The following is a 24067-nucleotide window of genomic DNA, read 5'->3' on the forward strand; positions in this document are numbered from 1 at the left end:
TGTCGCCGATCAGATCTTTTCCCGAAACCCCGAAAGGCCGTTCACAAGCATTCCCCCGACACCCATTCCCGGGCGGTATGTTTTGCCCTCGAGAAACAAGGTCTCCACCTTCAACGACCGAAGATCTTCAGGTTTCATGGCAAGGGGATCGCGGTTCAGAATGACCATATCGGCCACCTTGCCTGCTTCCAGGGTTCCGCGTTCCTTGTCGTCGAAACTGGTCCAGGCGACTTCACGGGTGAACATCGCAAGGGCCTCTGCGACGGACACGGACTGGGCCGGATCATAGGGATGATTGCAGGCGGCATAGATGCCCTCGATGGGATCGGGATAGGTCACGGGCGCGTCGGACCCGCCGCTCACATGAATCCCCGCATCGATCATTGATTTAATGGGAGAACCTTTCCTCGCGCGGTCGCCCAGGATCTCTTCCAGATAGGACGCAGGTTCGAGGGAGCTGATCAGAAAGGCGGGCTGGAGGGTGATGCCGATGCCGAGATCGGCGATTTTTTTCATATCCTCATCGCGCATGAGGCAGGCGTGGATGATCGTATGGCGATGATCGTCCCTCGGATAATCCAGCAAAGCGGCCTCGATGGCCTTGACCGCCCGGGACACCGCCTCGTCGCCGATGGCGTGCAGTTCAATCTGGAGTCCCGCCCGATTGGCCTTTTTCGCAAAATCGATGACCGTTTCTTCGTCCTGAAACAGGATGCCGCGGTTGTCCGGATCATGGCTGTAAGGCTCATGCAGGGCCGCGTCACAGGCCCCGAAGCAGCCGTCGAGGGCCGTTGCGAAACAGCCGCCGATACGCGGCAGCTTTCGTTTCAGCACTTTGTCAACCGCCATTGTCTGGAAAAAAAGACGTGACTGGAAACGGTTTTTCTTCGCGGCGGCCCGGGCGATCAGACTCACCAGGGTGACGTCGAGATCCTTGGGAAACCCGATGCCTTCGGTGGCGTGAATCATGCCGATGCCCTTTTCCGCCAGCAGATCGAACCCTTTGATGATGCTGCCCACGAGATCCATGGGCGGCACGAGGGATGAGGCGAAATCCGTTCCGGCCAGATAGGCTTCGTTGAACAGATGCCCCCTGTCCCCGTCGAACCCCCGCAGGCGCTTGATGCGATCGGGGAATTTTTCAAGCATCTTGCTGTTGACCACCGCCGAGTGACCATCATAACAGACAATGATAAGGGGAATGTCCGGACAGGCGGCGTCAAGCTCTTCCCGCAGGATCAGTCTCTTTTCCGTCACACAATGCTTGGACGCTCCAAAGGCGATCACCGCTTTCTTTCGTTTGGTCCCGGCCATTTCATCCCGGATGATCTTTTGTATTTCAGGGATATCCTTTGCGTTTCTCACATCGAAATACGACACGGCGATCAGGGCCCAGCTTGAAAAATGCATGTGGGCGTCACCGAACGACGGAACCAGGGCCCGCGCTCCCAGCTCCACAACATCGGCGCCTACTGCGCGTGCATAGTGATCCGGCAGGGTCTCACCCACAAAGACAATCCGCCCCCGGTCTTCGACCAGGTAGCTGTGAACCGTGTTCTTCCGATCCAGAGAAATGATTTTCCCATGAAAAATCCGCATAATTCCATCCATTCGCTCATTGATGATCCGGTTAGACATTCAGACGTCGGCCGATAGAGATCTATTATCAGAAAATGAAATTTAATCAATCGAATTGGATGGTTCCCTAAAGCACCCGATTTATTTTTTCGAAGCGACAACCATAAATGCAGGCAACAGAGACATGAGACACTGACCGCCGAAATAGATTACCCAATTGTAGGCATACAGCTCACGAGTCGGATAATCAGGATTACCCACAAGCCATGAATCAAAAAGAATCAGGTCAGAACAGGGGAGAAAGATAGAGGCGATGATAATGATCCATCCAGGAATCGACCAGCCGGTTTTATACCCGTATAAAACCCCTGCCACCGGCATGGCTACATAAATCGTCACGTTAAAAACAAACCCGCCGTAAGAAAGAAGAAAAAATCCTTCCACAAGGGATACCAGATGATTATTCCAGGAAACCATATTAATCATAAGCACAACTGCGCTTAAGAGGAAAACATACTTCGTTTGAATTTTTCTGGATGGATCCGCTTCTTTCACAGCGAAACAGAGATTGATAATATAAAGAACGTAGCCAATGCCAAAAACAAACAGGGCAAAAGTCAGCTTTGATGAAACCGGAGTGACAGCAGATAAAGAACTGTTAACATAATCGCCGATACCGGTTGAGATCAAACCACATGTGGCAAGTATGATATAACGTTTGTCGGGATTATTCCCCTTCAACGTGTACAGGAGAAGAATCTGTCCTGTTATCAGTACCCCCATCGATAATAGATGGACTGTCTGATAGATTCGCTCTGATACAGTCTCCACTCCGGCAAGCAGGCTCATTTCAAACAGCAGGGTCGCCGCCACTGTCAGACAAACAAGTTTAATGTAATTCTTTGCATTCATTTTAGCTCTCTCCATATGTGATCGTTATATCGCCGGTTAAACCAGCGTTATTCTCTTTGAAATAAAAATCTCTCTGCAGGCTTCAATTTTTTCTTCAGGCATAAATTTTTTCATAAGGTCATGTTGCTCCGGGGCAGAAATACTTCCCGTTAAACGATTCTTCTCAACCCACAAAGGGTTGTAGGGCAGTAGTTGAACCCGTTGCCAGTGGTTATCCTTTAAAAACCCGGCAATGCCGTCTAAATTATCCGGAGTATCCGTTATTCCCGGTATCAGCGGGATTCGGGGTAATAAATCGAGATCCCCTGAACAAGCGGCATCCTTTAGATAGATAAAATTTTTAAGGATAACCTCGTTTGACAGCCCACAGTATCTTTTATGCTCATCAGGGTCGATCAGTTTAATATCCATATAAACAGTGTCAGTGTGGGGTAAAACCGATTTTTCGAAAGACGTATAATTAAAAACCCCACAGGTCTCAACCAGGGTATGAACGCCTTCCCCGTGCAAACACGCCAGTAATTCCGAGACAAACCCCATATTCATTAAGGATTCACCTCCGGAAAGCGTGACCCCTCCGCCGGAAGCATCAAAAAAGGGCTTATCCCTTAAAAGCTTTGCCATCAGTGAATCGATGGACACTGGCATACCGATCTGCTCAAGAGCTCCTGAAGGGCAGTTGGTAGCACATTTAAAGCAGAGTACACATTTTTCTCTGTCGATAAAGTTTGTCAAACTGCTGGAAACAGCCCCTTTTGTACAGGTTTTTATACAGTTCCCACAGCCAATGCATTTTCCCACATTAAAAAGAAGTTCTGCTGACTGACTTTTGCTTTCCGGATTATGACACCAGATACATGAAAGAGGGCACCCTTTGAAAAAAACAACAGTTCTGATTCCTGGGCCGTCATCCATGGAGCTTCCTTTAATATCAAATAGTAATGGCTCACTTTTCATTTTCTTAGATCCTTAATTTACGCAGCATTGAAACTCCTTGAAATGATTTCATCCTTTAACTCGGGGGAAAGGTCGTTAAAGTAGGCGGAGTAACCGGAAATACGAATCAGAAGGTTCGGATACAGGGACGGGTCGTTCCGTGCGTCAAGGAGCATCCGGTAATTGAGCATGTTCACCTGGACCTGCATGCCCCCCTGTTTAAAATAGACGTCGAACATTGCGGCGAGAGCCTTTCTGCCGGATTCATTGTCAAAGCTTGCCGTATCAAATTTGATGTTAAAATTGATGCCGTTGGCAAATTTCGTAAAGTCAAGCCGGTTCATGGAGTTTATCACAGCAAGAACTCCTTTTTTGTCCATGCCGTTTTCAGGTGCTATGCCGGATGCAAAGGGTTCGCCGGCTCTTCTTCCGTTCGGCAGGGCCCCCACAACACTGCCAAAATGGACATGAGTTGTGTTGGAATAAAGACCGGCAAGATACTTGCCGCCCCTGGTATTTCTGCCAAGGGATGTAACAACATCTGCATAGTGATCGGCAACATATCGAGTCCATGAATCCGCTTTCTCATGATCATTTCCGAATTTTTCCATGCGTCTCAAGCGTATCTGCAGGGTGTCGTCCGGAATATTATTTTTGAGCTGATGTACAAGGGTGTCCATGTTGATTAATTTATCGGTGAACACCGCCTTTTCGATCGCATAGAGGGCATCCCCAACTGTGGAGACACCGACCCCCTGGATACCGGAAAAAATATAGGTCGCACCACCGCCGGTTGAACAAATGCCTTTCTCCAGACAACCGTCAATAAGCATGCTTGTCATTGGTGTGGGATGACATTCAGTATGGGCCTTTTCAATGGCCTGAAGGTCATAGTGCAGCTTATTCATCTGGTGTTTGACCTGTTTTTCATAGGCATCTCTGATATCGGCCATGGATTTCATTTTTGAAACCGGCCGGGTCTTTGCCCCAAATCGAAAGATTGATCCCTTGATTGAGTGGAACGGCCGCCCCTCATTAAGGGCCATTTCAAGAGCCAGCGGCAGATTGATAATGGCTGCATCTGTGGAACCCAGCGTCTTTCCCTGAGACGTCGGCTCCACACAGCCAATAGCTACATAATCCCTGGCATCTTCAATTGAATACCCGTTGGAAACCATTGTTTTGATGATAATTTCATCATTGTAAATGGCAGGGGCACTGCCGCAGCCTGTGGTAATACGGATTACCTCATCATGGTATTTTTTCGGTGTGTTCCTATGAAGACGGACATGAAAATTGGGTTGCCGCATGCGCAGTTCATCCATGAGTTCAAGAAAGATATAGCTGACTTCATTCGTCGCATCATTTCCGTCTCTATCGACACCTCCGACGGTGACCACCTGATAGCTCGGAAGGCCATTCATTGTTTTATCCAGAATATTTGGCCATGCAGGAACGGTTTCACACGTTTTAATGCAAAATGAAGCCAGAATTTCTTTTGCCTGCCTGCGTGAAATGCGCCCTTCCTTTATGTCTTTTTGGTAATATGGGTACAATATCTGGTCCATACGGCCCGGGCAAATCGCCTCGCCAAGACTTTCCTGAAAAATGGCAATGTGAGCAAACATCATCGATTGAACCGCCTCGTGAAAGGTTTTTGCGCCGTTGCGGGGGACACTTCTGCAAATGGCTGCAATTTCAGCAAGCTCAGTTCTTCTTTGCGGATTTTTTTCTCTGCCCGCCATTTTTTCTCCACATTCGGCATACCGCTCGCCAAATTCAGCCAATGTGTTGGCCGAAATTTTTACCGCCTCATAAAAGGCATGTTTGTGCGGATCACTGGTTTCATTCTGATAGTTCTCCGCCTCTCTGATGATGCCTGTGGTCCCGATCCGTAACAATTTTTCATGGTCCGGTGCCAGGTGCCCTATACCTCCGGCTTCATATACCTGATACTGGCGGGCAGTCAGGTTTCTGAATGTAAAAGCATGTTTTTCACGCAGGGATGTAAAGGCCTTGAAATGCAGGGCACGTGTAAGCCAGAATGGAATAATCGATAACAGCTTTCGCCGTTCGGCTGCATTTGTTGTCAGTGGATTCACTTTTCGTTTATGGATTTTATAGATTTCCAGTAACGTACCCATTCCCGCCAGTTCCGGATAAATAATACCGCCGACACGCTTTGAGGTGTAATTGCCCACGATCAGTTCATCCGGATAAATGTGAACGGTTTTATTCATAATCACATGACGAACTGCTTCAGCTATCTGAATTGCCACAGGCTTTTCCCGGTTCGTTTTTTTCTTATAATAATCTGTCCAGAGAAGAGCTCTTTCCGGGCAGATCGCCGGTTTGTTTCTATGTAAAGTCTCTTTTAACGATGTTATGCGATCAGGCATTCAGCACCTCCATATTTAACGGGCTATACCATTTTTAAAATATGAGATAACGGGTTCGGCACTCTGGATGTGGAACCGTTCTTTTTTGTTTATTCACTGATTGCCTCTTTAACGCCAATCTCTGCATATGAAAGCAATTCTCCCATTGTAAATTCAGCATACCGTTCGTCTTTCATTTCAAGTGCCTTGAGAAAACGTTTATAAAAGGGACGAATCCCTTCAGCCTTTCCCGGCATTTTGTAATAATAATTCAAATAGTACCTGAAAATGGACCCGGTGGAATTCATCAGAACACGGAGAACCGGATTCCTGCCGATCCTCACGATTTCCATATGAAAGGCATAGTCCTTTTCCGCAATCATGTATGGGTCCGCGGCATGGTTTTCCATATCTGCAACAAGGGCTTCCAGCCGAAAACGCTCGTCATCCGTTATTTTTTGAGCACACTTCCCGGCAGAATAGACTTCAATAAGTCTTCTGACGTCCGTCAGGGCCAGAAGCATCTCGTTGTCTACCTTCCGGCTGTTTTTGATGATATCGACAAGCAGATCGACTGACGCATTTTCAAGATAATCGTTCACATATGTCCCGCTTTTGGGAACCGTCCTCACAAATCCAAGCTGAGAAAGTCTTGAAATTGCTGTTCTGATCGTAACGCGGCTCACGTCAAATTTTTCTGCAAGTTCTCTTTCGGACGGCAGTCTGCTTTCCCTTTCCAGTATGCCGTTTAAAATTTCTTCCCGTAATCCGTTAACAACGGCTTCAACACGCAGTGGATTGTCTTGCATAGTCCCTCCCGTTAATTGGTAATACCAGTCTATACATATCATGATATAAATTGTCAATTATTAAATAATAAGGCGTTAAAAATGCAGTTTAATGAAATTCTGGTATTACCAATATCAAGGATTGCGGATTGCGATTTTTAGTGCGGGGGTTGGGGTTTACTGATCCACCTCATGCCGATCCGGCAGGGCCTCGACAACGACACCCTTTTGTCCCTGCTGGAATTCCGCCGTCTGATCCCCCCCCGTCCTGCCCGTTCCTGACGCCAATTGTCCCGCACCGGAGACGCCGGCCTGGGTTCTGACCCTGGCCGAGGCGGATTTCGACTTCCATGCGGGCATTGTGTCCATGGCGGACAACATGGTGGCCCAGCTTCTTTTCAATTCCTTCAAACCCGCCTACCGTTATTACAGTCTTCTTTTCTACGCATTGCCGGGCGCCGCTGAAACGGCCCTTCGGAACCACAAAGAGATTCTCACCGCCTTGTCAGACGGTGACGAAGAGTATACCGCCTGGAAAATGGACCAGGCCCTTGCCTATGGAAAGAACAAAGTGAAAGAGGCACTGAGCGTCAGGCAGACAAAGCGCGCGGGAGAACGTGCCTTATAGAGCCTTGCTAAAGGCCGTATAAACAGTGTATAGATTTTAATACAATCTCACCGCGGACATATTGACGGCAACGGCAGTATGTCAATACACAGGTCTCACGTCACGAATGGAGGCGTCCATGTCTGAAACGAAAAGCAATGCCGGAGTCAATCTCGTCAAGATCATCGAACTGATGAACCAAATGATTCACAAACAGCAGGGCCTTTTGTCATTTTTCATGAATAAACAAACCCTTGCCTCGGATTTCAAAAAAGACTGGATGATGCTGACGGACTACAGTGAGCCGGTGATGAAATATTTTTTGGACCCTGAAAAATTTCTCGACGTCCAGCAGCGTTTCATTTCGGATTATATGCGCCTGACAGAGTGTTTCCTGGGCAACCTTATCGGCGGCATCGAACCGGATGAGAGCCTCCGCGCCCTGCATACGGACAAGCGTTTCAAAAGCGACGAATGGGACTCCAACCAGTTCTATAAATTCTTGCGGGATTTCTATCTGGTAACATCCGACAATATCAATGAAATGGTTTCGAAAATCGACGGGATCGATGAACAGAAAAAAAAGAAAATCGTCTTTTTCACAAAACAGATCACTGATGCCCTGTCGCCGTCCAACTTTCTTTTTTCAAATCCCGAGCTGTTGAAAATCACCTTTGAAACGGGTGCAGACAATCTTATCAGGGGCTTTGAGAACTTCCTCAACGACGTCAGCTGTGCCGACGGCAATATCCATATTAAAATGACCGACCCGCATGCCTTTGAACTCGGGGAAAATATAGCGACGACCCCCGGCAAGGTCATTTTTCAGAATGAACTGATGCAGCTGATACAATATGAAGCGGTAACGAAAGACGTCTATTCAACCCCCATACTGATATCGCCTCCCTGGATCAACAAATACTACATACTGGATTTAAACGAAAGCAATTCCCTTGTCAGGTGGCTGGTTAAAAAGGGGTATACGGTCTTTATGATTTCCTGGGTCAATTGCGACAGCCGCCACGCCCATGTGAAATATGAAGATTACATGGAGATGGGCCACTTAAAAGCCCTTGATATCATCGAGGATATAACCGGAGAAAAAAAAGTGTCGGCCATGGGATACTGTACGGGCGGCACGCTGCTCGCCTCGACGGCGGCATACCTTGCCGGAAAAGGCGAAGACCGATTTGCTTCCCTGACCTATCTCGCCACTCTCATCGATTTTTCAGACCCCGGCGATCTGGGTATTTTCGTTGACAAAGAACAGTTCGACGATCTTAAAAAGAACATCATGGCCAAGGGCTACCTCGATGGGCATCAGCTTGCACAGACCTTCAACCTCTTACGATCCAACGAGTTGATCTGGACCTATGTGGTCAACAACTACCTGAAAGGAAGAACGCCTTTACCCTTCGATATTTTATACTGGAATTCCGATTCGACCAATCTTCCCGCCAATATGTACATGTTCTACCTCAACAAAATGTATATCGAAAACAAGTTGAAAGAGCCCGGCGGGATCGTCCTCAAAGGTGTGCCCATCGATTTGTCGGCCATCACGACCCCCGCCTATTTTCTTACCACGGAAGAGGACCATATCGTTTTATGGAAAGGCTCCTACCATGGATGCCGCATTCTTTCCGGACCGGTCCGGTTTGTCCTTGCGGGGTCGGGCCATGTTGCCGGCGTCATCAATCCGCCTGAAAAAAACAAGTATGGGTACCGGCTTTCCGATGCCCTGCCGGAATCTCCGGAAGAATGGTTCACGGCAAGTACCTGGCGGGCGGGGTCCTGGTGGAACAACTGGAATGGATGGAACAGGGAGTATGCGGGGGTGAAAGTCCAGAAAAGAAAACCGGGAAACAAACGATACAAGGCCATCGAAGATGCCCCGGGAAGCTATGTGAAAAAAAAGTTGCAGTCATGGTCTGACAATGGTTGAACGCGCATGTTTGATGAACTCGTAAAAAGTCATCACATGCCGGCAAAGAAAAAAGGTCAAGTTCAAGGCGTCGCGAATCCCTATGAATGAGGGGTAATTAGGGTACGCCGCAGTGACGAGGGATGAAGCGCAACGCTTAAAATCGGATTTTTTACGAAGCCATCATGTTTCATATCCTTGATTCGCCGGACATACCGGGACATGTTGCAGGGCAACGCCCCATCCGTGAAAGAGATGACGTTTTAAGAGTTCATCAATTCCCGACACATTTCATGAAACGTTACCCACAGGGCACGCCCCATAGGTCGCGATGGCGTGTGCAAGCCCCTTGACACCGTATGACCTGCGGGATATATTGCCCGTTATTTATTGATGATCACATACATGCATTCCCATGACAAACGGACCATCTGCGGACTCGGGAGGGGGATGAACATACAGGGATCCGTGTCGATCCGACGATTTCATCCGGTCCGTCTTCATCCGTTCAGCGTCATGGCAACCGTTTTCACCCAAAATTGTATCGGCTGGTCGAAGCCCTGTCCCCGGCATGACACGTTCGTTCAACCGATAGTCATCACGAGGCGTTGTTATGATCCCCAGAGCTTTTTTTGCCGTCCTGGCCGTCCTGGCCATTGTCACATGGACACCCGCGGCCGCCACGGCCGATTCAAAGTCCCCCTCGTCCGACCCGTCACAGCCCTTTTCCCTGAATGATCTCTACACCCTGGCCCTGGCCGAAGCCGAAAGCATCAAACGGGCCCAGGAAGATGTCCTCATCGCAGAAAAAGACAAGGACCGGGCCCGGGCCGTGCTGATCCCGAGGTTCACGGCGTTCGGCAGCTACAGCTGGACCGATGCTGCGCAGGATACGGATCCGGCGCAGCCCACCATGCCCGCCTCACTCGATCTGACCACCGATTCACTGGCCTGGGGCCTCCGGTTCGACCAGTCGTTCACCCTGAACGGCAAGGAACTGACCGCCCTGTCCATCAGCAAGGACATCATCGAAAAAAGCGGCCTGGACCTGAACACCCAAAAAGAAAGCTACCTGTACCAGGTGGCCGGGGCCTACTATAATGTGCTGAGGGCCCAGAAAGGATGGGAGATCGCCAAAGCCAGCGTTAGACGTCTGGAAACCCACCGCGATGCCGTCAAGGCAAGGCTCAGGCTCGAAGACGTGACCAAAACCGACATGTATCGCGCCGAATCCGAGCTGTCCGACGCTCAGGCCAAACTCATCGAAGACCGGAACCGCTTCATGCTCGCCCGGGCCGGCCTGCGTTCGCTGGTCCGTTTGCCCGAAGATTTCGAACTTCAAGAGCCGGATGCCCAGACCGGAGACCTGCCCATCCCCTCGCTTGAAACCCTCAAGGAAGAAGGCTTGAGCAAGCGAACGGAGATCAAATCCGCCCGCCTGGCCCAGACCGTCTCCGAAAAAAGCGTCAAACTGGCCAAGGGGGATTACTGGCCCAGCCTCAGTGTGGAAGGTCAGTACGGGAAACAAAATGACGACAATTCGGGCGACCTGTCCTTCGATCAGGACACGACGGCGTACAAACTGGCTGCGAACGTGACCTTCACGCTTTTTGACGGGGGGCTGCGCAGCGCGGAGATCACCCAGTCCCGGGCCCGGGAACGTCAGGCCCGGCTGGCCCTTTCCGAAACGCGCAAACAGATCCTTCTGGATATCGAAGACGCCTATCTTCAGGTGATGACCCAGAAAAGCCGGCTGGCCTCCCTGAACGACAAGCTGTCGTTTTCAAAACAGAACTTCACCGCCGTGTCCCAGCAGTTCAAACACGGACTGTCAAACAGTGTGGACATGATGGACGCCAATACCCTGCTCGTCTCGGCGGAACGGGAGCTGGCCGACGCCGAATTCGGCTTCAAACTGTCGATCCTGAAACTCAAACGGTCCGTGGGCTCGTTTCTCGACGAAACCGTCCGGACACTTTCAGCCCGATAACAAGGTCCCACAGGAATGATCATGAGACGCAAAAACACCACCGCCGGACCACGATCCAAAAAAGGAAGCGTGCTGCCCATCATCATCACGGTTTTCGTGATGATCGTTCTCGGCGTCTGCTGTCAGGCCAAAAGCGATCGCCTTCAGCAGGAAAAAAAGGCCGCTCGCAAAGAAGACGCCCCGGCCATCAACGTCGTGACCATGGCCATGGAGCCCCGGACCATCCGTGACAGACTCAGCCTGCCCGGTTCGTTTACACCGTCGACCTCCCTGACCGTGGCCTCGGAAGTATCGGGCATGATCATGGAAAAACGTGTCGAGAAAGGCACCCGGGTCCAGGCGGGAGAGCTTCTGGCCCTTGTCGACGACACCAAATACAAAAACGCCTACAACGCGGCCAAAGCCAACTACGAGAACGCCCTTTCCTCAAAAGAACGGCTGGAAACGCTGTATCGTTCCGATCTGTCCAACAAGACGGACCTCGATGCGGTCACGGCCCAGATGAAAAACCAGTTGGCCGCCATGCGGGTTGCCGCCGTCGACCTTGAAAAATGCCGCATCACCGCTCCGGTGCCCGGCCTTGTCAACCGGATCTTCATCGAACAGGGACAGTTCATGGACATGGGCAACCCTGTCATGGAAATCATCCGGACCGATCCCATTTACTTTAACGTGAATATCCCTGAATCCGATGTCCACGCCGTCCGTTTTCTCAAAACCTTCGATATCCGGGTGGATGCCCTGGAAGGCCGGGTGGTTCGGGCCAACGCCAGACATCTGACAAGGACCGCCGGATCTCTGGCACGGGCCTACGACCTGGAACTGACCGTCGACAACCCGGACGGCGACATTCTTCCGGACATGTTCGGCCGGGTCTCTCTGGTCAAACGAACCGTCGAAAACGCTCTGGCCGTGCCCCTGTATGCGGTGGTGTCGATCAACGATAAAAAAATCGTCTACCTGGCTGAAAAGAATCCCCGGTTCGAACTGATTGAAGCGGCTCTTGCGGCCCTGGGCCTGCCCGATCAGGCCCCCGTCGACACCGCCGTCTCCCGGGAGGTAACAACCGGCATCCAGGACGGATGGATGGTTGAAATAACAACGGGCCTTTCGGCGGGCGATCAGGTGATCACCGTGGGCCAGCGCAGCGTATCCGACGGCCAGAAAATCCATATCATCCGCTCCCGTAAGGAACAGGAGGAGCTGCTGCGATGATCCTTTCGGATACCGCCGTCACCAACCGGGTCAGCGTGCTTATCCTGGCCCTGATCATTCTGGTGGCCGGCATTTACAGCTACAATGTTCTGCCCAGGGAAAACGAACCGGACATCACCATTCCCTACGTGTTCATTTCCACCACATACAAGGGGGTGGCCTCGGAGGACATCGAAACCGCCATCACCATTCCCATCGAAAAGAAACTCAAGGGCCTTGAGCGGGTCAAAAACATCAGTTCGGTGAGTGCGGAGGGAGAATCCAAGATCAACATCGAGTTCATCCCGAAGACCGATATCGACGAGGTACTCCAAAAAGTCAAGGACAAGGTCGACGAAGCCAAGCGCGATCTTCCCACGGACCTGGAAGATGACCCCTCCGTTTATGAAGTCAATCTGTCGGAAATGCCCATCGTGGTCTATTCGCTCAACGGCGATTGCGGAGTCAGCGCCCTCAAGCGCATCGCCGACGATCTGGAAGAGGACATCGAGTCCATTCAAGGGGTTCTCGAAGCCGATGTGACCGGCGGCAGCGAGCGTGAAATCATCATCGAGGTGGACCCGGACAAGCTGGCCTACTATCATATTCCCATCACGGCCTTCGCCTCGGTGGTGCCCAGCGAAAACACCAACACCTCGGGGGGGTCCATCTCCCTGGGTGACGGAAGGTACCAGCTCCGGGTGCCGGGTGAATTTTCCACCCCCGATGAAATATACGGCCTGGTGATCGCCACCATTGACAGCAGGCCCGTGTATCTCAAGGATCTGGCCCGCATCGTCGACGGGTTCAAGGACGAGGAAAGCCGGTCCCGGCTGAACGGCCGGGAATCGGTCAACATCTCGGTCAAGAAGCGAAGCGGTGAAAACATCATCCGGATCTCCGAGGAGATCGACCGCCTGATCGACCAACAAAAACCCGGCTGGCCCAAAGGAACCCAGGTCACCAAAATGATGGACAAGGCCAAGGGCATCCACCTGATGGTCATGGACCTGGAGAACAACATCCTCTCGGGCCTGCTGCTGGTGGTGGTGGTCCTTCTGTTCGCCCTGGGGTTCCGCAACGCATTTCTGGTGGCCCTGGCCATTCCCTTTTCCATGTTTCTGTCGTTTACCGCCCTTCAAATCATGGGCGTCACCCTGAACATGGTGGTTCTGTTTTCCCTGACACTGGCCCTGGGCATGCTGGTCGACAACGCCATCGTCATCGTCGAAAACATCTACCGATACATGGAGCAAGGGGTGCCGCGGCTCGAAGCCGCCATGAAGGGGACCTCCGAGGTGGCTTACCCGGTCATCGGCTCCACCCTGACCACCGTGGCCGCCTTTTCACCGATGCTGTTCTGGCCGGGCATCATGGGCGAGTTCATGATGTTTCTGCCTCTGACCCTGATCGTGACCCTGACCGCAAGCCTGTTTGTGGCCCTTGTCATCAACCCGGCCTTGTGTGCCTATTTCATGAAACTGAAAAAAGGGCGTGCCCGGTCGGGTGTACGACTCTCGGCCGAGGAAATCGAAAAAAAAGGGGAGGAACCCATCCCCATCACCGGGCCGATTCTGAATCTTTATGCCCGGACCCTGGAATACGCCCTGGACAACCGGATAAAAGTCATGATCGGGTCCTTTCTGGCTCTGATCATCTTCATTCAGATCTGGCTGCTCACCACGGGCCTTGAAAAACCCGTGGAGTTTTTCCCCAGCGTGGACCCGAAAAACATTTACGTGAATATCGATCCCCCCGAGGGCGCGGACCTGGAATACATCGACGCCATTACAAAACAGGTCGAAACGGCGGTCAATCACACCGACGACCCGTCCCTTTCCCTGTCCGAACAATACCGGCAGGCCTATGTGCTTCAAACCCATGAAAACATCCACGGCGAAACCTTCATGGGCCCCAGCGACATCAACAATGTGGAATACATCTACGCCACGTCGGTGAAAAAATTCGGCAGCAAACTGTTTTCACGCATATCCGCCAATCATCTGGGTATCCAGTTCATGGACTTCGAGGAGCGCATCACTCCCACGTCCGCGGACATGGCGCTCATCCGGAATCGAATCCAGGGCATTCCAGGCGCCCGGATCACCGTGATGGAAGAGGAGGAAGGGCCGCCCACCGGCGATCCCATCAACATCGAAATTTCAGGTGACGATTTCACCGTGCTGGGGGATCTGTCCAAACGGGTCCAGACCATTATTTCCGGCATCCCTCTGACTGCGGATGTACGGGATGATTACATGAACAGCATCCCCTCGATCCAAGTGACCATCGACCGGCAGAAAGCGGCTCTGTTCAACCTGTCCACCGGCGACATCGGCTTTGCCCTGAAAACGGCCTACAACGGCTACACGGTCTCCACCTACCGCGAGGCGGGAGAAGACTACGACATCACCGTCAAGCTGTCGGATGAAAACCGGAACATCACCGATGTCCTCTACAGCCTGATGATCCCGTCGCCGAGCGGACGGCTGATCCCCCTGACCACGGTGGCCGACATTTCCTTTTCAGGCTCCCTCGGAGACATCAACCGGATCAATCACCAGCGGGTGGTCACGGTCAAGGCCAACGTGGACGAGACGAGGACCACCGGATCGGTGATCCGGATCGAAGCGGAAAAGATCCTGAAAAAATTCTCCCTGCCCGACGGCTACGCCATCAAATTCACCGGGGAGGGAGAGGCCCAGGACGAGGCGCAGGCCTTTTTGTCCAAAGCCTTTATCATCGCCATTTTTCTGATCTTCCTGATTCTGGTGACCCTGTTCAATTCGGTCACCCAGCCGATGATCATCATGACCTCGGTGATTCTGTCCTTAGGCGGTGTGTTTTTGGGGCTGACGATCATGGGCTACCCCTTCGGCATCATCATGTCCGGCGTGGGGGTCATTTCCCTGGCCGGTGTCGTGGTCAACAACGCCATCGTGCTGATCGACTACACCAACAAGCTCAAAGAGCGGGGCATGGACACCCGGCAGGCCATCATCTCGGCCGGGGCCACACGACTCCGGCCGGTCATGCTGACGGCCATCACCACCGTCCTGGGCCTGATCCCCATGGTGACCGGCATCTCCATCAACTTCCGCACAATGAGCATATCCCTGGTCAGTGAAACGTCCCAGTACTGGAAATCCATGTCCATCGTGGTGATCTTCGGACTGCTTGTGGCCACCTTTCTCACCCTGGTGGTGGTCCCCACGCTCTATTCGATCAACGAATCGGTAACCAAACGGCTTGACCGCTTTTTCGCAGCCTTTGTTCCCGAGGACCAACCCATGGCAGACGCGTAAAAAGCCGTCACCCCCCAAATGCAAAAGGCGGGAAATCCGTTTGGATTTCCCGCCCGCTTGCTACTGCTACCATTTACCAAAGGAGAAGGATTAACTCATCATCTTGTTCCCGCTTTTTTACATGATCGGCGAGGCCCTGTCGCGTCACTTTAAGTCGAGCTTTCGATTGTCGCGACGCCATTGGACAAACCAAGGCGTCTTGATATGACACCTTAGGGTAATCCCTTCTTTTTTCACACGGATTCGATCGCATTTTCTGATCGTGCTCTCCTCTCAACGACGACCGGTGATCCGACGACAGCCCTTAGATGAATTGACGGCCCGATATTGGGACGCGTTTGAACACGCTTGGCAGAATTATTGCCTGCGATGCTGTTTTCGCCGAAAAGGGGTTGACAAAAAGTACACATGCCGACTACATAGTTCACATATAAACAATTTCAGGGAGACGGCCGAACGATGGTGGGTGACAAACGGATTTTTTTCAAGCTGAATCTTTGTCAGCGACTTCTGATGAAGCATGCGGATCGGGAAATGATACAGGCCCTGGGGGTACCCATCGGCCAGGTCGGGGCGCTTTTTTATCTGCTCGGCAACGACGGGTGCCTGCTCAAGGACTTGAGCCTGGAGCTGCGCCAGAACAAGTCGGCTATCACCACCTTGAGTGAACGCATGGAAAAAAACGGACTGATACGCAAACAGATGTCCGAGTCGGACGGACGGGCGGTCCACCTCTATCTGACCGACGCGGGACGGTCCGCGGCAGAAAAGGCCCTGCCCCTGGTCAAGGCCTTCAACCGTGAGCTGACCACGCATTTCAACGACCGGGAGATCGATACCATCCATCGTTTTTTCGACACCATCATCGACATTTATTCGACAAAGGAGGCCCCATGACCACGCCATTCAGGAAAACCGCCTGTGTTCTGTGCGCCCAGAACTGCGGACTTGAGGTCCAGGTGGAGAACAACACCATCGTCAAGGTCAGGCCGGACAAGGACAACCCCCGAAGCCGGGGCTATGCCTGCCGCAAGGGCATGAACATCGCCAATCACCAGCATCACGCCGACCGCCTGACCCGCCCCCTCAAGAAAACCCCCGAAGGGTTCGTTCCCATTTCCTGGGACCAGGCCTATTCGGAAATCGGCGGGCGCCTCCGGGCCATCGTTGACGAGCACGGCCCCACATCCATGGCCTACATGGGCGGCGGCGGCCAGGGCTGCCATTTCGAGGCCGCCTTCGGCATGACCCTGCTCAAGGGGCTGGGGTCCCGGTACACTTACAACGCCCTGGCCCAGGAACTCACCGGCTATTTCTGGGCCTGCGGACGCATGACGGGCCGCCAGAACCGGTTCTGGATTCCCGATGAGGAACACGCCGACATGATTCTCGGCATCGGATGGAACGGCATGGCCAGCCACCAGATGCCCCGGGCCCCCCTGGTTCTCAAAGAGTTTTCAGGCAATCCGGACAAGATTCTGGCCATCATCGACCCCCGTCTGTCGGAAACGGCCCGGCTCGCCAACATCCACCTGCCCCTGCGCCCCGGGACCGACGCCCTTCTGGCCCGGGCCATGATCGCCGTGATTCTTCAGGAAGGGCTTGAAAACAACGCCTTCATCAACGAGCATGTCAACGGTTTTGAGCTGATCCGGCCCTGGTTCGACACAGTCGACGTGACCCGGGCCCTTGCGGTCTGTGAGGTCGATGAAACGGCGGTCAGAGATCTGTGCCGTCTTCTGGCCGTGCGGAAATGGTGCATGCATTTCGATCTTGGCGTGTACATGAACCGTCACAGCACCCTTTCAAGCTACCTTTATATGATTCTCGCCGCCGTGTGCGGACGGGCCTGTGTGCCGGGCGGGAATATCATCCCCGGCGGGCTCGTGCCCCTGGGTTCCCACACCGACGAGAGGGAGGCCAAAACCTGGCGCACGGTCACGACCGGATTTCCCGCCCTGAACGGGGCCTTTCCGCCCAACGTACTGCCCGAAGAGGTGCTGTCCGATCACCCCGAACGGTTGCGGGCGCTGATCATTTCCTCATCCAACCCCCTTCGGTCCTATGCCGACACCACGGCCTACGAAGAAGCCTTCAAAAAGCTGGACCTGGTGGTCACCATCGAACTGGCCATGACCGAAACCGCCGAGCTGTCCGATTACGTGCTGCCGTCGAGGTCCGGATACGAATCCTTTGACGGAACGTTTTTCCCCTGGACCTATCCCGAGGTCTTTTTTCAGATGCGGCACCCCGTGGTCGAAGCCGACGGAGAAAAGCTGGAAGCCGGAGAAATCCTCACGGGCATCGCCGATGCCGCCGGGCTGATCCCGCCCATTCCGGACAGTCTGAAAAAAGCGGCCCGCAAGGATCTTCAAACCTTCACCGCCGCCCTCTTCTCCTATGCGGCCAAAAACAAAAAAGCCCAACGGGTCCTGCCGATGATTCTTTCCCGGACCCTGGGCCGGGCCATGGACTCGGGCAACAAGGCGGCCCTGTACGGACTGATGCTCGGCGCCACGAAGCAGGTGACGGACAATGCCGCCCGGGTCGGCCTGGGCCTGCCGCCCTCATGGAAAACCGCCCTCAACCCCGTCCGGATCGTCACGGCTATGGCCGGGATGATCCGCTACCGCAGCCTGGCCCCCGTCGCCCTGCTCTCTCCCAAGGTGGCCTGGGCCGAATCCATGTTCCGGACCATCCTCGATCATCCCCAGGGCCTCTGGATCGGCAAGGCGGATTTCGACAACAATATGAACGAGATCCGGACCGACGACGGAAAGATCCATATCCACATTCCCGAAATGGACGAGTGGATGAACGAAATCACGCCCGAGGCGGAAAACCGGGCCCTTTCCCCGGACCCGGCCTTCCCCCTGGTTCTCTGTGCCGGACGCCATACGCCCAACAACGCCAACACCCTGATGCGCAAGCCGGACTGGAACAAAGGCAGACGCGCCTGCACCCTTGCCATGCACCCCGACGACGCCAAGGCCCTTCACCTTGCGGACGGGGAAACGGTCCGCATCACCACCGAGGCGGCCTCCGAACCCATCGAGCTGGAAGTCACCGACGACGCCCGAAAGGGTCAGGTGATCCTGCCCCACGGGTTCGGCCTGAAATACCGGGGCGAAATGTTCGGCGTCAACGTGAACCGCCTGACCCGAAACACCCACCGGGACCGATTCGCCGCCACCCCCCTCCACCGCTATGTGCCCTGCCGGGTGGAAAAAATAGAAGGGTGATCATCAAACCCCTGGCCGGCCCGCCGTGAACAAGGCGGGCCGGCGCTTTTCACCGGTCCGGAACACGCAAGACGTCATAGGCTTTCATCCGCCTTTCACCCTCGGTTCGGCCCCGTTCAAAAAAATCCTTGACTTGATTCCCGTCTTGCTTTAAATCCGAGTGAACGTTCATTCCGCACGGAGGTTTCTAATGTGCAAAACCGACAAACGTGACGACATTCTGAAGGCAGCCCTGACCCTTCTGTCCGAGGAAGGATTTCACGGCGCTCCCATGGCGTCCATCGCCGAAAAGGCCGGGGTCGGCGCCGGAACCATCTACCGGCACTTCGAAAGCCGGGAGGTGCTGATCATGGCGGTCAACGACATGGTCCATCAACAGTTCCAGCACTTTCTGCTCAAGGAGTACGGCAAGGCCCGACCGATCCGGGAATGTTTTTTTCACATCGGCAAGGGAATCATCGTCTACCTTCTCGACAATCCTGTGGAATTCCGGTATATGGAGCAATTCCACAACTCCCCCTACGGGGTCGAATTTCGCAAACGGAAACTGAATATCGACTCCGGGGTGTTCGACTTCGGTCACGACCTTTATCATCGCGGGATGACACAGCAGGTAATCAAACCGGTCCCCCTGCCGATCTTCTTTGACCTGGCGTTTGCACCGATCTTCTGGGCGGTCAAGGATCATCACACGGGCTTCGTCATCCTGGACGAGACCCTGGCCGAAACCATCGTTTCGGCCTGTTGGGACAGCATACGCATATAACGGGAATGAACGATCATTCCCGTATAAGGATCAGCCCATGCGACCACAACCACGGAATCGAAAGAAAAGGTGTATCATGCAGACAAAACGAATCATCGACATCATCTCCGCCCTGGTTTGCGCCGCGGCGGTTCTTGCCCTGCCGTCCTGTGGAAAGGATAAGGCCGGCAATCCCGCCCAGGGCGGCCGACCGGCTCCGGAAGTGTCGGTCATCGACATCCGGCCGGAAAAAGTGACCATCGTCAACGAACTGTCCGGACGGGTTTCGGCCTTCCTGGTGGCGGAAGTCCGTCCCCAGGTGGGCGGCATCATCCAGCAGGTTCTGTTCACCGAAGGGTCGGAAGTCGGTGAAGGCGATGTGCTGTATCAGATCGACCCGTCCATCTACAAAGCCGACTACGAAAGCGCCAAAGCCTCCCTGGCCCGGGCCGAGGCCATCCTCCCTCCGGCACGATCCAAAGCCGAACGCTACCGGGAACTGGTGGCGGCCAACGCCATCAGCAGGCAGGAATACGACGATGCGGACGCGGCGGCCAAAAAGGCGGAAGCCGACCTTCTTTCCGCCAAAGCCGCCGTGGAGAGGGCCCGGATCAACCTGGCCTACACACGGGTCAAGGCGCCCATCACGGGACGGATCGGCAAATCCTCCGTCACCACCGGCGCTCTGGTCACCGGTTTCCAGGCACAGGCCCTGGCCGTCATCCAGAAGCTCGATCCGGTATACGTGGATGTGACCCAGTCCAGCACCGAGATGCTCAAGATGAAACAGAGTTTGGCCAACGGCCTTCTGACCCGAACCGGCGTCAACGAAGCCGGTGTCCGGCTGATGCTTGAAGACGGCAGCGTCTACGACCTGCCGGGCGTTCTGAAATTTTCCGATGTCACCGTGGACACCGGCACGGGATCGGTGATCCTCCGCTCCGTGTTTCCCAACCCCGAGCTGACCCTTCTGCCCGGCATGTTCGTCCGGGCCCTGGTCGAGGAAGGCGTCAATGAAAACGCCGTCCTGGTACCCCAGCGCTGCGTGACGCGAAACACCAAAGGACAGCCCGAAGCCCTGGTGGTGAACGACAAGGGCCTCGTTGAAAGCCGGCTGCTGACCATCGACCGGGCCGTGGGCACCCGCTGGCTGATCAAGGACGGTCTGACGGAAGGCGACCGTGTCATCGTCGAAGGACTTCAGAAGGTCAGGCCCGGGGCCGCGGCGAAAACCGTTCCCTTCACCGGCAAGAGCGACACCGCCCAATCGAACGTATCAGGCGCCGAGAAATAGAGGAGAAGCATCATGTCCCATTTTTTTATCGACCGGCCCATCTTTGCCTGGGTTATCGCCATCATCATCATGCTTGCCGGGGCCCTGGCCATCACGACGCTGCCGGTGTCCCAGTACCCGGCCATCGCCCCGCCGGAAATCAGCATCTCGGCCACCTACCCCGGAGCGTCGGCCCAGACCCTTGAGAACACGGTCACCCAGATCATCGAACAGAAGATGAACGGGATCGACAACCTGAACTACATTACTTCGACCAGCGACAGCGCCGGGACCGTCTCCATCACCCTGACCTTTGCAGCCGGGACCGATCCGGACATCGCCCAGGTCCAGGTCCAGAACAAGCTCCAGCTCGCAACGCCCCTTTTGCCCCAGATCGTTCAGGAACTGGGCATCGTGGTCGCCAAATCGACCCGTAACTTCCTGATGGTCGTCGGCTTCGTCTCCGAAGACGGCAGCATGGGCCGCTACGACCTTGCCGACTACGTGGCCGCCAACGTTCAGGACATCGTCAGCCGGCTTCCCGGTGTGGGGGATGTCACCCTGTTCGGTTCCCAGTACGCCATGCGCATCTGGATCGATCCGGTGAAGCTGAAAAGCTACAACCTGATTCCCGGTGACGTCAAGGCCGCCATCAGGTCCCAGAACGTCCAGGTGTCCGCCGGGCAACTTGGCGGAACCCCGGCCGTCGAAGGCCAGGGGCTGAACGCCACCATCACGGCCCAGAGCCTGCTTCAGACGCCTGAACAGTTCGGAGCCATTCTTCTCAAAGTGAACGCCGACGGCTCGACGGTCCATCTGTCCGATGTGGCCCGGATCGAACTGGGCAGCGAGAACTACGACGCCGTGGCCCAGTTCAACGGGAAACCCGCAGCGGGCATGGCCATCAAGCTGGCCTCGGGCGCCAACGCCCTCGACACGGCGGATATCGTCAAGGCAAAACTCACCGAACTGTCGGAATTTTTCCCCACGGGCATGAAGGTGGTCTTTCCTTACGACACCACCCCTTTTGTCCGGCTGTCCATCGAGGAGGTGGTGAAAACCCTGTGTGAAGCCATCATCCTGGTGTTTCTGGTCATGTACCTGTTTCTCCAGAATTTCAGGGCCACGCTCATTCCCACCATCGCCGTACCGGTCGTTCTACTGGGAACCTTTGCCACGCTTTCGGCATGCGGGTTTTCCATCAACACCCTGACCATGTTCGCCATGGTTCTGGCCATCGGGCTTCTGGTCGACGACGCCATCGTCGTGGTGGAAAACGTGGAACGTATCATGAGCGAAGAAGGCCTGTCCCCCCGGGAGGCCACCCGAAAATCCATGACCCAGATCACCGGCGCGCTGATCGGCATCGGCCTGGTCCTGTCGGCGGTGTTCGTTCCCATGGCCTTTTTCGGCGGGTCCACCGGTGTTATTTACCGCCAGTTCTCCATCACCATCGTCTCGGCCATGACCCTGTCCGTGGTGGTGGCCCTGATTCTCACCCCGGCACTCTGCGCCACCATGCTCAAGCCGGTGGCCAAAGGCCATAAACCCGCAGAAAACGGCCCCCTGTCCTTTTTCTTCGTCCGGTTCAACCGCTGGTTCGACAAAAGCAGTACTCTCTACCAGACATCGGTGGGCAAACTCCTTCAGGCAACAGGGCGTTATCTTGTGATTTATCTGGGCGTCATCGCCCTTCTGGGCTACCTGTTTGTGCGCATGCCCACGGCCTACCTGCCCGATGAAGACCAGGGGCTGCTTTTCGCACTGGTCCAGCTTCCCGTGGGGGCGACCCAGGAACGCACCCGTGACGTGCTCAAACAAATGGAACACCATTTCCTCGTCGAGCAGGAGGATGCTGTCAAATCCCTGTTCACCATCGCCGGCTTCAGCTTTGCCGGCCGGAGCCAGAACGCGGGGATGGCCTTTATCCAGCTCCGGGACTGGAAGCTCCGTGAGGATCCGGGACTCAAAGCCAAGGCCGTGGCGGGCAAGGCCATGGGCGCCCTGTCCCGGATCAAGGACGCCAACATCTACGCCTTTCCGCCCCCTGCGGTGGTGGAACTGGGACAGGCCATGGGCTTCGACCTTCAGCTCCAGGACCGGGCAGGTTTGGGCCATGAAAAACTCATGGAAGCCCGGAACATGCTCCTTGGCATGGCGGCCCAGGATCCCCGGGTCGTGGCCGTCCGTCCCAACGGGATGGAGGACACGCCCCAGTACCGTCTCGATATCGATTATCACAAGGCCCGGGCTTTGGGTCTTTCCATCGCCGAAATCAACGACACCCTGACCACGGCCTGGGCTGGGTCTTACGTCAACGACTTCATCGACAAGGGACGGGTCAAGAAGGTGTACGTGATGTCCGAGGCGGACTATCGCATGAACCCTGCCGACATCACCACCTGGCACGTGCGCAACGCCTCCGGCGACATGGTTCCCTTTTCGTCGTTCGCCACGGCAGAGTGGACCTACGGATCTCCCCGGCTCGAGCGGTTCAACGGCCTGCCCTCCCGTGAAATCCTGGGCGAGGCGTCGCCGGGACGCAGTTCCGGCGACGCCATGGACGCCATGGAGGAAATGGCGTCCAAGCTGCCGACGGGCATCGGCTATGAATGGACCGGCCTGTCCTATCAGGAAAAGATGTCCGGTTCCCAGGCTCCGGCGCTCTACGCCATCTCCCTTCTGGTGGTCTTTCTGTGTCTGGCGGCCCTTTACGAGAGCTGGGCCATCCCCTTCTCGGTCATGCTGGTGGTTCCCCTCGGCATCATCGGCGCCCTGGTGGCCGCCACCATGCGGGGCCTGTCCAACGACGTGTATTTCCAGGTGGGTCTTCTGACCACCATCGGCCTGTCGGCGAAAAACGCCATTTTGATCGTCGAATTTGCCAAGGAACAGATGGAAGCGGGCGTGGGCCTGATCGAGGCAACCCTGGAAGCGGTCCGGCTCCGGCTTCGCCCGATCCTGATGACCTCCCTGGCCTTTACCCTGGGGGTTCTGCCCCTGGTGCTGGCCAAAGGCGCCGGGTCCGGAAGCCAGAACGCCATTGGAACCGGCGTAATGGGCGGCATGCTGTCCGCCACCTTCCTGGCCATTTTCTATGTTCCGATATTCTTTGTGATCATCCGAAACATCTTCAAGATGAAAAAGACAGATCATCAGTCATGACGGCCGCATCCGGCCCGGAGGTATGAACGA

General features: G+C 54.6%; 16 protein-coding genes. 10 read left to right on the plus strand and 6 right to left on the minus strand.

Going from position 1 to position 24067, the window contains the following annotated elements:
• Positions 1-9: 9 nt before the first annotated feature.
• The 6 genes from ACYQ11_RS11555 to ACYQ11_RS11580 all read right to left on the minus strand — a co-directional run bounded on the left by ACYQ11_RS11555 (position 10) and on the right by ACYQ11_RS11580 (position 6961).
• Positions 10-1599: an amidohydrolase gene (locus ACYQ11_RS11555; RefSeq protein WP_459923940.1), complete on the minus strand. Its 1590-nt coding sequence runs from the start codon at positions 1597-1599 to the stop codon at positions 10-12.
• 120 nt (positions 1600-1719) lie between these two features.
• On the minus strand, positions 1720-2490 hold the full coding sequence (locus tag ACYQ11_RS11560; RefSeq protein WP_459923941.1) for a hypothetical protein: 771 nt from the start codon (positions 2488-2490) through the stop codon (positions 1720-1722).
• A gap of 36 nt (positions 2491-2526) precedes the next feature.
• Positions 2527-3447, minus strand: coding sequence for a glycyl-radical enzyme activating protein (locus tag ACYQ11_RS11565; RefSeq protein WP_459923942.1), 921 nt, complete (start codon positions 3445-3447; stop codon positions 2527-2529).
• Positions 3448-3464: 17 nt separating this feature from the next.
• A complete protein-coding gene (locus ACYQ11_RS11570; RefSeq protein WP_459923943.1) occupies positions 3465-5825 on the minus strand; it encodes a pyruvate formate lyase family protein in 2361 nt (786 codons plus the stop codon).
• An 89-nt stretch (positions 5826-5914) separates the two neighbouring features.
• A complete protein-coding gene (locus ACYQ11_RS11575) occupies positions 5915-6613 on the minus strand; it encodes a FadR/GntR family transcriptional regulator (RefSeq protein ID WP_459923944.1) in 699 nt (232 codons plus the stop codon).
• Positions 6614-6769: 156 nt separating this feature from the next.
• Positions 6770-6961, minus strand: a complete 192-nt coding sequence (locus ACYQ11_RS11580; protein WP_459923945.1) for a hypothetical protein — start codon at positions 6959-6961, stop codon at positions 6770-6772.
• Here ACYQ11_RS11580 and ACYQ11_RS11585 point away from each other — a divergent pair.
• The 10 genes from ACYQ11_RS11585 to ACYQ11_RS11630 all read left to right on the plus strand — a co-directional run bounded on the left by ACYQ11_RS11585 (position 6960) and on the right by ACYQ11_RS11630 (position 24037).
• Positions 6960-7220, plus strand: coding sequence for a hypothetical protein (locus ACYQ11_RS11585; protein ID WP_459923946.1), 261 nt, complete (start codon positions 6960-6962; stop codon positions 7218-7220). The genes ACYQ11_RS11580 and ACYQ11_RS11585 overlap by 2 nt on opposite strands.
• 118 nt (positions 7221-7338) lie before the next feature.
• Positions 7339-9144, plus strand: a complete 1806-nt coding sequence (phaC, locus tag ACYQ11_RS11590; protein WP_459923947.1) for a class I poly(R)-hydroxyalkanoic acid synthase — start codon at positions 7339-7341, stop codon at positions 9142-9144.
• Between the two features lie 592 nt (positions 9145-9736).
• Entirely contained in the window at positions 9737-11113 is a 1377-nt protein-coding gene (locus ACYQ11_RS11595) for a TolC family protein (protein ID WP_459923948.1), read from the plus strand.
• 21 nt (positions 11114-11134) lie between these two features.
• Complete coding sequence (locus tag ACYQ11_RS11600) at positions 11135-12328, plus strand: efflux RND transporter periplasmic adaptor subunit (protein ID WP_459923949.1); 1194 nt, start codon at positions 11135-11137, stop codon at positions 12326-12328.
• The gene (locus ACYQ11_RS11605) at positions 12325-15612 is read left to right on the plus strand and encodes an efflux RND transporter permease subunit (RefSeq protein WP_459923950.1); all 3288 of its coding nucleotides are present in this window, start codon (positions 12325-12327) and stop codon (positions 15610-15612) included. The genes ACYQ11_RS11600 and ACYQ11_RS11605 overlap by 4 nt, the downstream gene beginning before the upstream one ends.
• A gap of 459 nt (positions 15613-16071) precedes the next feature.
• Positions 16072-16509: a MarR family winged helix-turn-helix transcriptional regulator gene (locus ACYQ11_RS11610; RefSeq protein WP_459923951.1), complete on the plus strand. Its 438-nt coding sequence runs from the start codon at positions 16072-16074 to the stop codon at positions 16507-16509.
• Positions 16506-18854: a molybdopterin-dependent oxidoreductase gene (locus ACYQ11_RS11615; RefSeq protein WP_459923952.1), complete on the plus strand. Its 2349-nt coding sequence runs from the start codon at positions 16506-16508 to the stop codon at positions 18852-18854. Before ACYQ11_RS11610 ends, ACYQ11_RS11615 begins: the two co-directional genes overlap by 4 nt.
• Positions 18855-19044: 190 nt before the next feature.
• Positions 19045-19620, plus strand: coding sequence for a TetR/AcrR family transcriptional regulator (locus tag ACYQ11_RS11620; RefSeq protein ID WP_459923953.1), 576 nt, complete (start codon positions 19045-19047; stop codon positions 19618-19620).
• A gap of 76 nt (positions 19621-19696) precedes the next feature.
• A complete protein-coding gene (locus ACYQ11_RS11625; protein ID WP_459923954.1) occupies positions 19697-20893 on the plus strand; it encodes an efflux RND transporter periplasmic adaptor subunit in 1197 nt (398 codons plus the stop codon).
• A gap of 12 nt (positions 20894-20905) precedes the next feature.
• Positions 20906-24037 carry an efflux RND transporter permease subunit gene (locus ACYQ11_RS11630; RefSeq protein WP_459923955.1) on the plus strand — a complete coding sequence of 1044 codons (3132 nt, stop codon included), beginning with the start codon at positions 20906-20908 and terminating at the stop codon, positions 24035-24037.
• The last annotated feature ends 30 nt before the right edge of the window (positions 24038-24067 follow it).

The organism is Desulfatiferula olefinivorans, from assembly GCF_054657895.1.